The sequence below is a fragment of the Paracoccus sp. NIOT.M2S5SZ12 genome (assembly GCF_057748165.1).
Genome location: NZ_JBYLFR010000018.1, coordinates 13,155 through 28,199, shown reverse-complemented (window position 1 = coordinate 28,199; position 15,045 = coordinate 13,155). Strand labels below are relative to the sequence as shown.

The following is a 15,045-nucleotide window of genomic DNA, read 5'->3' as shown; positions in this document are numbered from 1 at the left end:
GCTATGCATCAGGTCCGGCACGGGCCGGGAAGGTCACGGGACAGGGGAAACAGATGAAATTCTCGATCGAGCGCGCCGTTCTGGTCAAGGCCGTGTCGCAGGCCCAATCGGTCGTGGAACGCCGCAACACCATCCCGATCCTGGCCAACGTGCTGATCGAGGCCACGCCGGACGGGGTCAGCTTCCGCGCCACCGATCTGGACACCGAGGTCGTCGACCGCGCCATGGCCCAGGTCGAACGCCCCGGCGCCACCACCGTCAGCGCCGTGATGCTGAACGAGATCGCCCGCAAGCTGCCCGACGGCGCGCTGGTCCAGCTGGCCAGCGACGACGCCGCGGGGCGGCTGTCGGTGCAGGCCGGACGGTCCTCCTTCAGCCTGGCCACGCTGCCGCGCGACGATTTCCCGGTCATGGCCAACAGCGAATACAGCGCGAACTTCAAGGCGCCCGCCGCCGTGCTGCGCCGCCTGTTCGACAAGTCGAAATTCGCGATCTCGACCGAGGAGACGCGCTATTACCTGAACGGCGTCTACATGCATGTGGCGCAATCCGAGGACGGCCCGGTGCTGCGCTGCGTGGCGACCGACGGTCACCGCCTGGCGCGCATCGACGCGCCGCTGCCGGTCCATGCGGACGCGATGCCCGGCGTGATCGTGCCGCGCAAGACCGTCGGAGAGCTGCGCAAGCTCTTGGACGACGACGAGGCCGAGATCGCGGTTTCGGTCAGCGAGACCAAGGTGCGCTTCGCCACGCCCACGATCACGCTGACCTCCAAGGTCATCGACGGGACCTTCCCCGATTACAGCCGGGTGATCCCGCAGGGCAACCGCCGCAAGCTGGAGGTGGATGCCACCGATTTCGCCCGCGCCGTGGATCGCGTTGCCACCGTCAGCAGCGAACGGTCGCGCGCGGTCAAGCTGTCGCTGGACGGCGACCGGCTGGTCCTGTCGGTCAACGCCCCCGATGCGGGCGCCGCCGAGGAGGAGCTGATCGTCGCCTATGCCGACGAGCCGCTGGAGATCGGCTTCAACGCGAAATACCTGCAGGAGATCGCGGGCCAGGTCGATCGCGACAATGCGGTGTTCCTGTTCAACGGCTCGGGCGACGCCGCCCTGATCCGCGAGGGCAGCGATGTCAGCGCCGTCTATGTCGTCATGCCGATGCGCGTGTGACGCTGACGGCGCTGCGGCTGGCCCAGTTCCGGTCCTGGCCGCGGCTGGACCTGGCCCTGGACGCCCGGCCCCTGGCCATCCACGGACCGAACGGGTCCGGCAAGACCAACATCCTGGAGGCCCTGTCCATGCTGGCGCCGGGCCGCGGCCTGCGCGGCGCGGCGGCGGTCGACCAGGCGCGCCAGGGTCCCGATGCGGGCTGGCGCATCCGCGCGGATCTGACCGACCGGGCGGTCGAGACCGCGGCCCCGCCCGGACAGACGCGCACCGTCCTGCTGGATGACAAGCCGGTGCCCCAGACCGCGCTGGCGCGGATGCTGCGGGTCATCTGGCTGGTGCCGGCGATGGACCGGCTGTGGTCGGACGCGCCCGAGGGGCGGCGGCGCTTTCTGGACCGCGTGACTTTGTCGCTGTGCCCCGACCATGCGGACCTGTCGCTGAGCTATGACAAGGCGCTGCGCGAGCGCAACCGCCTGCTGCGCGACCAGATCGGCGATCCGGGCTGGTATCGCGCGCTGGAGGCGCAGATGGCCGAGGCCGGGGCGGCGGTGACGCGCAACCGGCTGGCCGCGCTGACCGCGATCATGGCCGCGCAGGACGACGGCGCGGACTTTCCCGCGGCGCGGCTGTCGCTGCTGCCGCAGGACGGGCATGCCGATGACGCGGACGCGGCCGGCATCGCAGAACGGCTGGCCTCCATGCGCGGCCGCGACCTGGCCGCCGGACGCACGCTGAGCGGGCCGCACCGCGTCGATCTGGGCGCCAGCTGGGGGCCGCAGGACATGCCCGCCGCGCTGTCCTCGACCGGAGAGCAGAAGGCGCTGCTGCTGTCGCTGATCCTGGCCAATGCGCGCGCGCTGTCCGACCAGCCGGTCCTGCTGCTGCTGGACGAGGTCGCGGCCCATCTGGACGCCGACCGGCGCGCCGCCCTCTACGACCGCGTGGCGGGCCTGCCCGCGCAGAGCGTGCTGACCGGCACCGGGCCGGAGCTGTTCGCCGCCTTCGGGTCCCGCGCCCGCCATCTGTCCGTCACCAAGACCCACGGCGCATCCGCCGCAAGCGAGGATCCATGACCCTGACCGCCCATGCCCTGTGGCTCTATTGCGGCGCGATGGTCGCCGTCTGGCTGACGCCCGGCCCGGTCTGGGTCGCGATCATGGCGCGCGGCCTGTCGGGGGGCTGGGCCGGGGTCTGGCCGCTGGCGATCGGCGTGGCCATCGGCGACACGCTGTGGCCGCTGATCGCGATCTTCGGGCTGACGCTGCTGGTGGGCGACCAGGCCGCCCTGCTGGAGGGGCTGCGCTGGATCGCGGTGGTGGTCTTCGTGGTGATGGGGGTGTCGCTGCTGCGCCATGCCGGGCGGCCGGTGGCGCGCGACGGGCGGCTGGCCGTGCGCGGCGGATGGGCGGCCTTCGGCGCGGGGCTTCTGGCCATCGCCGGGAACCCCAAGGCCGCGCTGTTCTATGTCGGCGTGCTGCCCGGCTTCTTCGACATGGGCCGCCTGACCGGCGCGGACATCGCGGTCATCGCGGCCCTGTCCGGCGGCATCCCGTTCCTGCTGAACCTGGGGATGGGGGCGGCGCTGTCGGGGCTGCGCCAGCGGATCGGCACGCCCGCGGGGCTGAGGCGGATGAACATCGCCTCGGGCTGGCTGCTGATCGGGGTTGGGGTCGCGCTGGCCGCCGCGCAGCTGGCCGCGGGGCACTGAGCGGGGCGCGGATAAATCCCGCCGAAGGACGCGAAAAACCCTGCGAAAGCCGTGACTTTGCCCGCGCCAGGGCCTATACCGGGGCATGACGAACAGGAAGCCCGACGCATGACCGAGACCGCCCCCCAACCCGCCTTGTACGACGCCGATTCCATCAAGGTTCTCAAGGGCCTGGATGCCGTGCGCAAGCGGCCCGGCATGTATATCGGCGACACCGATGACGGGTCGGGTCTGCACCACATGGTCTATGAGGTCGTGGACAACGGCATCGACGAGGTCCTGGCGGGGCACGCCGACTTCGTGCAGGTGAAGATCCACGCCGACAGCAGCGTCAGCGTGCGCGACAACGGCCGCGGCATTCCCGTCGACATGCATGCCGGAGAGGGCGTCAGCGCGGCCGAGGTCATCATGACCCAGCTGCATGCGGGCGGAAAGTTCGACCAGAACAGCTACAAGGTGTCGGGCGGTCTGCACGGCGTGGGCGTGTCGGTCGTGAACGCCCTGTCGGACTGGCTAGAGCTGCGCATCTGGCGCAATGGCAAGGAGCATTACGTCCGCTTCGAGCGCGGCGACACGGTCGAGCCGCTGGTCGTGGTGGGCGACGCGCCCGGCGAGAGCGGGACCGAGGTGCGCTTCATGGCCTCGGCCAAGACCACCCATCCCGACGGGACGTTCAGCAACTTGGACTACAGCTTCAAGACGCTGGAGAACCGCCTGCGCGAGCTGGCCTTCCTGAACAGCGGCGTGCGCATCATCCTGGAGGATGAGCGCCATGCCGAGGTGCTGCGCACCGAGCTGTTCTACGAGGGCGGCGTGCGCGAGTTCGTGAAGTATCTGGACCGCTCCAAGACCGCCGTGATGCCGCAGCCGATCTTCATCACCGGAGAGCGCGGCGGCATCGGCGTCGAGGTCGCGCTGTGGTGGAACGACAGCTATCACGAGACCGTGCTGCCCTTCACCAATAACATCCCGCAGCGCGACGGCGGCACGCACATGGCCGGTTTCCGCGGCGCCCTGACCCGGGTCATCACGAAATACGCCCAGGACAGCGGCATCGCCAAGAAGGAGAAGGTCGACTTCACCGGCGACGACGCGCGCGAGGGCCTGACCTGCGTGCTGTCCGTCAAGGTGCCCGACCCGAAATTCTCCAGCCAGACCAAGGACAAGCTGGTCTCCTCCGAGGTCCGCCCGGCGGTCGAGGGTCTGGTCGGCGAGAAGCTGTCCGAGTGGTTCGAGGAGAACCCGGCCGAGGCCCGCCAGATCGTCGGCAAGATCATCGAGGCCGCGCTGGCCCGCGAGGCCGCCCGCAAGGCGCGCGAGCTGACGCGGCGCAAGACGGCGATGGACGTGGCCTCCCTGCCCGGCAAGCTGGCCGATTGCCAAGAGAAGGACCCGGCGCTGAGCGAGCTGTTCATCGTCGAGGGCGACAGCGCCGGCGGATCGGCCAAGCAGGGCCGCTCGCGCCAGAACCAGGCCGTGCTGCCGCTGCGCGGCAAGATCCTGAACGTGGAGCGCGCGCGCTTTGATCGGATGCTGTCCAGCGACCAGATCGGCACGCTGATCACCGCGCTCGGCACCGGGATCGGGCGCGACGAGTTCAGCCTGAAGAAGCTGCGCTACCACAAGATCGTCATCATGACGGATGCCGACGTGGACGGCGCGCATATCCGCACGCTGCTCCTGACCTTCTTCTTCCGGCAGATGCCGGAGTTGATCGAGGGCGGGCATCTCTATATCGCGCAGCCGCCGCTCTACAAGGTCGGGCGCGGCCGCTCCGAGGTCTATCTGAAGAACGAGGCGGCGCTGGAGGAGTATCTGGTCCAGCAGGGCGTGGACGGCGCGACGCTGCGCCTGGCCTCGGGCGAGGAGATCACCGGCAACGACCTGACCCGCGTGGTCGAGGAGGCCCGCCAGGCGCGCCGCCTGCTGCGCGCCTATCCGACCCATTATCCGCCCCATATCACCGAACAGGCGGCCATCGCCGGGGCGCTGGTGCCGGGACGGATCGACCAGGACGCGCAGGGCACCGCCGATGCCGTCGCCGCCCGTCTGGACCTGATCGCCGAGGAATACGAGCGCGGCTGGCAGGGGCGCCCGACCCAGGATGCGGGCATCCGCCTGTCGCGCACCCTGCGCGGCGTCGAGGAGAACCGCAGCCTGGACGGCCAGATGCTGCGCAGCGGCGAGAGCCGTCGTCTGGCCGAGATGACCCAGGCCCTGCAGGACGTCTATGACCGCCCCGCGCGCCTGATCCGCAAGGACCGCGACCAGCCGATCTTCGGTCCTCTGGGCCTCCTGCAGGCGGTGTTCCTGGAGGGCGAGAAGGGCCTGTCGCTGCAGCGCTACAAGGGTCTGGGAGAGATGAACCCCGAACAGCTGTGGGAGACCACGCTGGACCCGGTCGCGCGCACCATGCTTCAGGTGCGAATCGAGGACGTGGCCGAGGCCGAGGACCTGTTCACCAAGCTGATGGGCGACGTGGTCGAGCCGCGCCGCGAATTCATCCAGCAGAACGCACTGAACGTGGAGAATCTGGACACCTGACGCGGCCTTGTTGCCCAAAGGTCACTGTTCGCGCGGCCACGGTCCCCGATGGGTGGTCGTTCACGCGCGTTTCAATTGATCTGGCGCGCATTTTCTGCGCTTGCTGGCGGTAATGTTATCTGCGTTGACGGGTGCCGCGCCGCGATGCCCACGAGTTTCAGGAGTTCCCCTATGCGTATCTCGGTCTTTCTTTCCATCTGTTCCTCGGCCCTGGCCCTCGGTTCCGGTGCGGCGCTGGCCGGCGGCGTGATCGCCCCCATCGTCGAGACCGCCCCGATCGAGGTCGTCTCGGCCCCCGTGGCCGGCGCGTGGGCCGGCACCTATGCGGGCGGCTCGCTCGGCTACATCACGGGCACCGATGACGAGGTCGGCCTGGCGCTGATCGAGGGCGGCGTTCAGACCGACCGTGCGACCGATCTGGGCGATGCCGGTATCTCGGGCGTCACCGCGGGCGCGCATATCGGCTATCGCTGGCAGCGCGACCGTTGGGTCTTCGGCCCCGAGCTGGGCGTCGAGTTCGGCAGCGCGGACGAATCGGTCGACTTCACCCTCGGCGGCGTCGATGCGGGCATCGACAGCGAGATGAACAACATCGTCACGCTGGTCATGAAGACCGGCTACGAGGTGGCGCCGGCCACCTTGGTCTACGGCACCTTCGGCGTCGCGCGCGGTGACTTCGACTACACCCTGCGCTCGGGCGACGACTCGCTGACCGAAGGCTTCAGCGCCACGGGCGTCGCGGCCGGTCTGGGCGTCGAGCGCATGATCAACCCGCGCACCTCGGTCTTCGCTGAGTACCAGTATCGCGACTTCGGCAACGAGACCGTCGACTTTGACGCCGGCGGCGGCGATGTCCTGTCGACCCGCGCCAGCATGTCGATGAGCAGCATCAAGATCGGCGCGAACTTCAAGTTCTGATCCTCCGCGCATGACGGATGACGGGGCCGGTGCCGCAGCACCGGCCCCTTTCCATGCGATCACGCCCTGCGGCGCATGCCGACCGGCACGGCCAAGGCGCGCGCCCCGCAGGCGATCGCAAGCCCCTGAGGCACCAGCCGCGCCAGCGCCGGGTCGGTGATCGCCAACCCGCCGGTATAGGCTCCGAAGGCCGGCAGGATCAGGTGATCGCGACCGACCAGAAAGCAGCGCCGCCGCTGACCCGCCAGCCGCAGGCAGGGGTGGTAATGGCCCGACACGTCCGGCCCCTGCCCCGCCTCGTGGCGCAGCATCAGTCCGTCGCGCAGATCGGCCAGGCTCTCGCCCGGCAGGCGCGGGCAGACGGCGGAGGGGTCGTGATTGCCCCCGACCCAGATCCAGCGGCGCCCCTGCGCCATGCCGCGCAGCCGGTCGCAAATGTCGTCGGGCAGCGCGCGCCCCGCCGCATCGTCGTCGAAACCGTCGCCCAGGCTGACCACCGCCACGGGGTCCGTGGCGGCGATCTCGGCCTCCAGCCGGTCCAGCGTCGCCTGCGTCTCATAGGGAGGCAGCAGCGCGCCGCCGCGCCGCGCCATGCGTTCGGATTTGCCCAGATGCAGGTCGGCCACGATCAGCCAGCGGCGCGCGGGCCAGAACAGCGCGCCCGAGGCCCGCGCCTGCAGCGCCTGTCCGTCGAATTCGAAAGGATGGAACGTCACGAAAGCCCTGCCTCTGCCATCAATGCCGCCGCCTCCGCCTCGGCCATGCGCTCGCGGCCCTGTCCCGCGATGGGCACGCGGCCCAGCTCCAGCATCAGCGGCGCGGCCAAGGGCGACACGCGCTCCAGCATGCGGTGGTCCAGGCGGTCGGTGCGGTCCAGCATTTCCTCGATCCGGCCGAAATCCACAAGCCCCCGGCTGGCCTCGGCCGCGGTGATGCGCAGCATCAGGTGGTCGGGTTCGTATTTCCGCAGCGTGTCATAGAGGATGTCGCTGGAAAACGTCGCCTGCCGCCCCGACTTGCGCGCGCCGGGCAGGTTGCGCTGGATCAGCCCCGCGATGGTCGCGACGTTGCGAAAGCTGCGCTTCATCACGGCATTGCTGGCCAGCCAGTCGCCCAGCCCCTCGCGCAGCCCGTCGCGGTCCAGCAGGGGCGCGGGGTCGGTCACCGGGTCCAGCGACCAGATGAGCAGCGCGTAGTCGGTTGCCAGGAAGCCCAAGGGGGCCAGCCCCGCCTCCTCCATCAGCCGCGTCATCAGCAGGCCCAGGGTCTGCAGCGCGTTGCGGCCCGCAAAGCCATAGACCGCCAGATGCCAACGCCCCTGATGGGGGAACGTCTCGGTCAGGAGCGTGCCGGGACGCGGCAGCGCGCTGACGCGGGCCTGCAGCGCCAGCCAGTCGCGGGTGTCAGCTGGCAGGCCTGCATGGGCCGCCGGATCGCCGATCAGCGCCAGCACCCGGTGCGACAGCTGCGTCGATGTGGCAAGCTTCATGCCTGAGAAGGTGGCGATGCGGGGCTCCTTGGAGGGCTGTTTCGTGACCTCGACCACCATCTCGCGCAGGGTGTCATAGCGCACCGTCTGCCCGCCGATCAGGAAGGTGTCGCCCGGCGCCAGGGTCGCGGCGAAGCCTTCCTCGACCTCGCCCAAGGGCGCGCCGCCGCGTCCGCGGAAGCGGACCTTCAGCATCTCGGCCTCGACGATGGTGCCGATGTTCATGCGCAGGTTTCGCGCCGCGCGCGGGTCGCGCAGGCGCCACAGCCCGTCGCGTTCCATCAGCCGCTGCCAGCGGTCATAGGCCCGCAGCGCATAGCCCCCCGTCGCCGCGAACTCCAGGCAGGCGTCGAAATCGGCGCGGGTCAGATCGCGATAGGGGCCGGCGGTCCGCACCTCCGCGAACAGGGTATCGGCCGCGAACGGCCCCGCGCAGGCGGTCAGCAGGATATGCTGGCACAGCACGTCCAGCGGCCCCGGCCCCCGGTCGTCGCCATCCAGATCGCGTTCGCGCACGGCCTGCAGGGCGGCGACGCATTCGATCACCTCGAACCGGTTGGCGGGCACGATCCGCGCCCGCGACGGCGCGTTATAGCGATGGTTGGCCCGGCCGATCCGCTGGACCAGCCGCTTGACGTTGCGCGGCGCGCCGACCTGGATCACCAGATCGACCGCGCCCCAGTCGATGCCCAGATCCAGGCTGCCGGTCGCCACCACGGCGCGCAATTCGCCTGCGGCCATCGCGGCCTCGGTCCGGGCGCGGGCCTCGCGCGACAGGCTGCCGTGATGCAGGCCGATGGGCAGGTTCGCGTCATTGGCGGCCCAGAGCGCCTGAAAGAACAGCTCGGCCTGGGCGCGGGTGTTGATGAAGATGATCGTGGTGGTGGCCTGCGCCACGGCCTCCAGCACGTCGGGCACCGCGTAATGACCGCCCGCGCCCGCCCAGGGCGGGGCCTTGGCGGTGGGCAGCATGGCGATGTCGGGTTCGGGGCCGGGATCGGCGTGGATGACCGTGGCGCCGCCCATGAAGCGGGCCAGGCGCGACGGGTCCTCGACCGTGGCGGACAGGCCCGTGACCTGCAGGTCGGGCGCCAGCGCGCGCAGCCGCGACAGGGCCAGCATCAGCTGATCGCCGCGCTTGTTCTCGGCCAGGGCATGCAGTTCGTCCAGCACCACCCGGCGCAGGCCCCCGAAGATCGCGGGCGCCTGTTCATAGGACAACATCAAGGCCAGCGATTCTGGCGTGGTCAGCAGGATGTCGGGCGGGTCCATGCGCTGGCGGGCGCGCTGGCTGGCGCGGGTGTCGCCGGTGCGGTCCTCGATGCGGATGTCGAGGCCCAGATCGGCGACCGGGCGCGACAGGTTGCGCGCGATATCCGCCGTCAGCGCCTTCAAGGGCGAGACGTACAGGGTGTGCATCCCCCGATGCGGCGCGGTCAGTTCGACCAGCGACGGCAGGAACCCCGCCAGCGTCTTGCCGCCCCCGGTCGGGGCGATCAGCAGGCTGTCGCCCGTGGCCTCCAGCAGGGCCAGCTGATGCGGATGCGGCTGCCAGCCCTGCCGGGAGAACCAGTCCTGGAACGCGGGGGGCAGGGTCACGGGATCATGTCCTTCAGCGTCTGCAACCGGTCGGCCTCGGCGGCGGGCTTGTCCCATCGGATGCGGCTGATGCGGGGAAAGCGCATGGCGACCCCGGATTTGTGGCGCGGCGAGGCGTTCAGCCCCTCGAACGCGACCTCCAGAACCAGCTTGGGCGCGACGGAGCGCACGGGGCCAAAGCGTTCGGTGGTGTTGTTCCGGACGAACCGGTCCAGCTCGCGCAGCTCTTCGTCGGTGAAGCCGAAATAGGCCTTGCCGACGGGCACCAGCGCGTCCCCGTCCCACAGGCCGAAGGTGAAGTCGCTGTAAAATCCCGACCGCTTGCCATGCCCGCGCTGCGCATAGAGCATCACCGCATCCACCACCATCGGGTCGCGCTTCCACTTGAACCAGGGGCCGCGCGGGCGGCCGCCGACGTAAGGACTGTCGCGGCGCTTGATCATCACGCCTTCGATCACGATCGAGGGCGGATCGGCGCGCAGGTCGGCCAGATCGTCCCAAGTCCGGAAGGGCAGCAGCGGCGACAGGTCGATCCGGTCGCTGCCGAAATCGGCGCCCTCCAGCACCGCGCGCCGCTCGTGATGCGGCAGGTCGCGCAGGTCGCGCCCCTGCCAGATCATCGCGTCATAGACCCTGAGGCCCGCGGGATGGCTGTCCAGCATCGCGCGGCCCACCACCTTGCGGCCCAACCGCTTCTGCAGATCGCCGAAAGGCGCCACGTCGGCGCCGCGCCGCACCAGCAGCTCGCCATCCAGCGCGCCGTCGAAGTTCAGCGCATCCAGCAGGTCGGGAAAGGCCGCGCCCACATCCTCTCCGGTCCGGGAATAGAGGCGCCGCGTGCCGCCGTCGTTGATGGCTTGGACGCGGATGCCGTCCCATTTCCATTCCGCCGTGTAATCGGCCGGATCAAAGGCGCGCAGCTGATCCAGATCGACGGGCGTGGAGAGCATCACGGGCCGGAAGGGCGCGCGGGCCGCGTGTTCGGGACGCGTGCCCCCCGCGATCCAGTCGAAGAGCGGCTGATAGGGGGGCGTCAGGCCGTGCCAGATCTCCTCGATGTCCTTGACCTCGGGGTCGCCCATCTCAGCCAGGGCCATGCGGGCCATGCGGGCGGAGAGGCCCACGCGCATGTTGCCGGTGGCCAGCTTCAGGAAGGCCAGCCGCTGCGACGGGCCCAGCCGGTCCAGCATCGCGGTGATCGCCGCAGGCAGCCCCGCGCGGCCCGTGTCGCGCAGGAGCGCCACCGCATCCCGCAGGGGCACGTCCTGATCCTGGTCGGTGTCCCACAAGAGCGCGATGGTCTCGGCCAGATCGCCCACGAAATCATAGGACATGGCGAAGAGCTGTTCGTCCACCCGCCCCGCCATCAGCCCGCGCAAGAGGCCCGGCGTCACCGCCCTGAGCTTCAGATCGCCGGTCAGCGCGGCCAGCGCATAGCCGCGGTCGGGGTCGGGCGTGGCCTCCAGGTAATGGCGCAGCAGGCGCAGCTTGGCGTTGCGCGCGGCGGTGAAGGCCAGCCGTTCCAAGAGATGCGCGAAGGCCTTCATTCCGGCTCGTCCTCGTATCCGATCAGGCGCAGGGGGCGCGATGCGATGCCCTGCAGTTCGCACCAGCGCATCAGCCCGTCCTCGGTCCCGTGGGTGATCCAGACCTCCTGGGGGGCCAGCTCCAGGATGGTCTGCGTGACCTGCGGCCAGTCGACATGGTCGCTGATGACCAGGGGCAGCTCCACCCCGCGCTGGCGCGCCCGCGCGCGCACCGTCATCCAGCCCGAGGCAAAGCCGATCACCGGATCGCGGAACCGCTGGACCCAGGCACTGGCAAAGGCGGATGGCGGCGCGATGACCAGTTGGGCATCGACCTGCTTGGCGGTGGCCGGGACCAGCGGGCCCAGCTCGATCCCTTGTTCCACGTGAAAATCGCACAGGCGCTGCAGCGCGCCATGGATGGCGATCGGGCCGTCGATCCCGGCCTCGCGGGCCAGCGCGATGACCCGCTGCGCCTTGCCCAGGGCATAGGCACCGATCAGGTGGGGGCGTTCGGGAAACTCGGCCATGCTGGCGATCAGCTTGGTCATCTCGGTCAGCGGGTCGGGGTGGCGGAAGACCGGCAGGCCGAAGGTCGCCTCGGTCACGAAGATGTCGCAGGGCACCGGCTCATAGGGAGCGCAGACCGGGTTCGGGGCGCGGCAGTAATCGCCCGAGACGACGATCTTGGGGCCGCGGTCGGGCATCACCGCGATCTGGGCCGAGCCCAGGATATGGCCCGCAGGGTGAAAGCTGACCCGCACGTCGCCGGTGCGGATGACCCCGTCGGCCACCTGCCGGGTGCCGGTGAAATCCTCGCCATAGCGGATCGCCATGATGTCCAGCGTCTGCTGCGTCGCCATGACGGCGCCGTGGCCCGCACGGGCATGGTCGCCATGCCCATGCGTGATCAGCGCGCGCGGCACCGGGCGGACCGGGTCGATGTGGAAGTCGCCGGGCGGGCAATAGAGCCCGGCCTCGGTCGGGTGCAGGATCTGGTCGGGACGCATGGCACCATCATCGCAGGGGTTCGCCCCGCCTCAACGCCGCCCATCGCCGCAGGGGTCCATCAGCTGGGCGGCGGACGCCGGACCGGGGGGGCCTTGGACAGCTGCACCGCCAGGATGCCCGCCATGATGATGCCGACGCCGATCACGTCGCCCAGGCCCAGATCCTCGCCCAGGAACAGCGCCGCCACGGCCACGCCGAAGAAGGGCGTCAGGAAATGGAACGTCGCCGCCCGCACCGCGCCGATGCGCCCGACCAGCAGGAACCAGACCCAGGTCGCCAGAAGCCCCGGCACGATCACCGTATAGAGGAAGGCCACGACCAGCTGCGGGCTCCAGGTGACGGACCAGTCCTCGACCAGCGGCGCCAGCAGGCCCAGGGTCAGGGCGCCCACCAGCATCTGCAGGCCCACGATCATCATCACGTTGCCCCCGCCGCTGGCCCCGCGCACGGTCAGCGTCGCGACCGCCAGCGCCAGGGCCGCGACGAAGCACATGAGGATGCCGGTCAGGTCGCTGCCGCCCTGCAGCCGCGCGCCCATGATGATGGCCACGCCGATCACCCCCAGCACCATGCCCGCCACGCCGAGTGGCCGCAGGCGCTCGCCCATCAGGGTCCAGCCCAGGGCCGCGACCATCAGCGGCATGGTCGCCGCGATGATCGAGGCCAGCCCCGCCTCGATCCACTGCATCGCGGTCCAGTTCAGCCCCAGATACAGCGCGTTCTGGCACAGGCCCAGCACGATCACCGCGCGCCACTGCGCCCGCTTCAGGGTGCGCCAGGTCTGTCCCATGGCCAGCGCGATCGCCACGCCCACCGCGCCCGACAGCGCAAAGCGCAGGGCCAGCGCCATCAGCGGCGGCGCCTCGGTCACGATCATCCGGGTCGAGGTGAAGGCCGAGGCCCACATCACCGCGAAGGACAGCCCCATCAGCAGCGCGCGCAGATCCATGAGGGGGCCCTTCTTGCATGAGATGCAAAAGGTCTAGCAGAGCGCCGCCGCCCTGCAAGCGGCAAAGAAAAGGGGCCGTGCCCGATGGCACGACCCCGATCCGTTATCGCAGGGTCTGCGGATCAGCTGTTGACGCTGTCCTTCAGGGCCTTGGCGATGGTGACCTTGACCTGCTTGTCGGCGGGCTTGGTCATCATTTCCTGGGTCTGCGGGTTGCGGACCTGACGCTCGGGACGGGCGCGGCAGGCGATCTTGCCGATGCCCGGCAGGGTGACCGCGCCGCCGCCGGCGACTTCGCGGGTCACGATCGCCACGATCGCGTCCAGAGCGGCCGAGGCGGATTTCTTGTCCGAGCCCATCTCTTCGGCGAGCGTCGCCACCAGCTGGGTCTTGGTCATCGGTTTGGCAGAAGCCGTAGCCATGGTCTGTCTCCTCTTGCCCTGTTCCACCGGGCCCACACATTGCGCCTTTCGCGGCATATGGCCTGCTACACACGGTTTTGCCGGGCAGATCAAGCCTTTTTCGCCGGACGCGCGAAAACCCGCGTTTGCTGGTGTTTCACCGCCGCGTCACAGGAAGGCCGTCTCGCTGAAGGATCGCAGCTTGCGCGAATGGATGCGTTCCAGCGGCGTGTCGCGCAGCTTCTCCATCGCGCGAATGCCGATCAGCAGATGGTTGGCGACCTGCGTGCGATAGAAGTCCGTGGCCATGCCGGGCAGCTTCAACTCTCCGTGCAGCGGCTTGTCGCTGACGCAGAGAAGCGTGCCGTAGGGCACCCGGAACCGGAACCCGTTCGCGGCGATCGTGGCACTTTCCATGTCCAGCGCCACCGCGCGCGACAGCGACAGGCGGTGGACGGGACCGGACTGGTCGCGCAGCTCCCAGTTGCGGTTGTCGATGGTGGCGACGGTGCCGGTGCGCATGATGCGCTTGAGCTCATAGCCCTCCAGCTGCGTGACCTCGGCCACGGCCTCCTGCAGGGCCACCTGCACCTCGGCCAGGGCCGGGATCGGCACCCAGACCGGCAGGTCGTCGTCCAGGACGTGATCCTCGCGCAGATAGGCATGGGCCAGGACGAAATCGCCTAGGGACTGACTGTTCCTGAGGCCCGCGCAATGTCCGACCATCAGCCAGGCATGCGGGCGCAGCACCGCGATGTGGTCGGTCGCGGTCTTGGCGTTCGATGGCCCCACGCCGATATTGACCAGGGTGATCCCCTGCCCGTTCGCGCGCTTGAGGTGATAGGTCGGCATCTGCGGCATCTTCGACAGCGCCGCGATGGGCGCGCGCCCGTCGGTGATCTGCTGGTTTCCCGGCGCCACGAAGGCGGTATAGCCGCCGTCCGGGTCCGACAGGACGCGGCGGGCGAAGGCCTCGAACTCGTCCACATAGAACTGATAGTTGGTGAACAGCACGAAGTTCTGGAAATGCTCGGGCGCGGTCGCGGTGTAATGCGCCAGACGCGCCAGCGAATAATCCACCCGCTGCGCGGTGAAGGCCGCCAGATGCTGGCTGCCGTCGGGCATCGGGCCTGCCACGCCGTTCACGATGTCGTCGTTCATGGTGTTCAGGTCCGGCACGTCGAAGACGTCGCGCAGGCTGAAATCCAGCACGCCCTCCTGCGGGACGGCCAGGTCGCTCTGGGCGGCGACGGCGAAATGGACGGGCATGGGCGTGTCCGACAGGCCGATGGTCACCGGGACGCCGTGATTCTTGATCAGCAGGGCCAGCTGCTCGGTCAGGTAATGCTGGAACAGGTCGGGCCGCGTGACGGTCGCGGCATAGATGCCGGGTGCGACCACATGGCCGAAGGACAGGCGGCTGTCGATCTTGCCATGCGTCGGCACGATCAGCCGCACCTCGGGGTAGAAGGCGCGATAGCGGGCCAAGGGGGCCGCGCCCTCTAGGATCGCGGTGAAATGCCCCAGCAGGAACCCGGTCGCCTGATCGTACAGCGCGCGCAGATGCGCCACGGCGGCGGCGGCATCGGTGAAGGCGCGGGGTGCGGCGGCATCGGGGGTCTGGACCGGCAGAAAGCGGGGGTCTGTCGTCATCGGGTCTGTCCTTCTGGTTGCACCGACCCTGCCAGCGCGCCGCGCGGACGGCAAGCGTCTGGCGCCCGCAGCAAG

At 69.7% G+C, this 15,045-nt stretch carries 12 protein-coding genes; 5 read left to right on the top strand and 7 right to left on the bottom strand.

All coding sequences use genetic code 11. The features are described from left to right. Window positions 1-53: 53 nt before the first annotated feature. The 5 genes from dnaN to AC2SGK_RS14805 all read left to right on the top strand — a co-directional run bounded on the left by dnaN (window position 54) and on the right by AC2SGK_RS14805 (window position 6,342). Window positions 54-1,172 carry a DNA polymerase III subunit beta gene (gene dnaN / locus AC2SGK_RS14825; RefSeq protein ID WP_488324279.1) on the top strand — a complete coding sequence of 373 codons (1,119 nt, stop codon included), beginning with the start codon at window positions 54-56 and terminating at the stop codon, window positions 1,170-1,172. Next, window positions 1,169-2,245: a DNA replication/repair protein RecF gene (recF, locus tag AC2SGK_RS14820; RefSeq protein ID WP_488324278.1), complete on the top strand. Its 1,077-nt coding sequence runs from the start codon at window positions 1,169-1,171 to the stop codon at window positions 2,243-2,245. Before dnaN ends, recF begins: the two co-directional genes overlap by 4 nt. Then, a complete protein-coding gene (locus AC2SGK_RS14815; RefSeq protein WP_488324277.1) occupies window positions 2,242-2,880 on the top strand; it encodes a LysE family translocator in 639 nt (212 codons plus the stop codon). The genes recF and AC2SGK_RS14815 overlap by 4 nt, the downstream gene beginning before the upstream one ends. A 108-nt stretch (window positions 2,881-2,988) precedes the next feature. Then, window positions 2,989-5,424 carry a DNA topoisomerase (ATP-hydrolyzing) subunit B gene (gene gyrB, locus AC2SGK_RS14810; RefSeq protein ID WP_488324276.1) on the top strand — a complete coding sequence of 812 codons (2,436 nt, stop codon included), beginning with the start codon at window positions 2,989-2,991 and terminating at the stop codon, window positions 5,422-5,424. A gap of 171 nt (window positions 5,425-5,595) precedes the next feature. After that, window positions 5,596-6,342: an outer membrane protein gene (locus AC2SGK_RS14805; protein ID WP_488324275.1), complete on the top strand. Its 747-nt coding sequence runs from the start codon at window positions 5,596-5,598 to the stop codon at window positions 6,340-6,342. A gap of 59 nt (window positions 6,343-6,401) precedes the next feature. Here the strand turns inward: AC2SGK_RS14805 and pdeM are convergent, their stop codons facing one another. The 7 genes from pdeM to AC2SGK_RS14770 all read right to left on the bottom strand — a co-directional run bounded on the left by pdeM (window position 6,402) and on the right by AC2SGK_RS14770 (window position 14,970). Next, window positions 6,402-7,058: a ligase-associated DNA damage response endonuclease PdeM gene (pdeM, locus tag AC2SGK_RS14800; protein WP_488324274.1), complete on the bottom strand. Its 657-nt coding sequence runs from the start codon at window positions 7,056-7,058 to the stop codon at window positions 6,402-6,404. Then, complete coding sequence (locus AC2SGK_RS14795; protein ID WP_488324273.1) at window positions 7,055-9,430, bottom strand: ligase-associated DNA damage response DEXH box helicase; 2,376 nt, start codon at window positions 9,428-9,430, stop codon at window positions 7,055-7,057. The genes pdeM and AC2SGK_RS14795 overlap by 4 nt, the downstream gene beginning before the upstream one ends. Next, window positions 9,427-10,977 (bottom strand): cisplatin damage response ATP-dependent DNA ligase, encoded by a 1,551-nt coding sequence (locus tag AC2SGK_RS14790; protein WP_488324272.1) that lies wholly within the window; start codon window positions 10,975-10,977, stop codon window positions 9,427-9,429. The genes AC2SGK_RS14795 and AC2SGK_RS14790 overlap by 4 nt, the downstream gene beginning before the upstream one ends. Further along, complete coding sequence (locus AC2SGK_RS14785; protein ID WP_488324271.1) at window positions 10,974-11,966, bottom strand: ligase-associated DNA damage response exonuclease; 993 nt, start codon at window positions 11,964-11,966, stop codon at window positions 10,974-10,976. Before AC2SGK_RS14785 ends, AC2SGK_RS14790 begins: the two co-directional genes overlap by 4 nt. 59 nt (window positions 11,967-12,025) lie before the next feature. Beyond that, a complete protein-coding gene (locus tag AC2SGK_RS14780; protein ID WP_488324270.1) occupies window positions 12,026-12,916 on the bottom strand; it encodes a DMT family transporter in 891 nt (296 codons plus the stop codon). A 122-nt stretch (window positions 12,917-13,038) separates the two neighbouring features. Next, window positions 13,039-13,338 carry an HU family DNA-binding protein gene (locus tag AC2SGK_RS14775; RefSeq protein ID WP_488324313.1) on the bottom strand — a complete coding sequence of 100 codons (300 nt, stop codon included), beginning with the start codon at window positions 13,336-13,338 and terminating at the stop codon, window positions 13,039-13,041. 147 nt (window positions 13,339-13,485) lie between these two features. Continuing rightward, window positions 13,486-14,970, bottom strand: a complete 1,485-nt coding sequence (locus AC2SGK_RS14770) for an AMP nucleosidase (RefSeq protein ID WP_488324269.1) — start codon at window positions 14,968-14,970, stop codon at window positions 13,486-13,488. Window positions 14,971-15,045 lie beyond the last annotated feature (75 nt).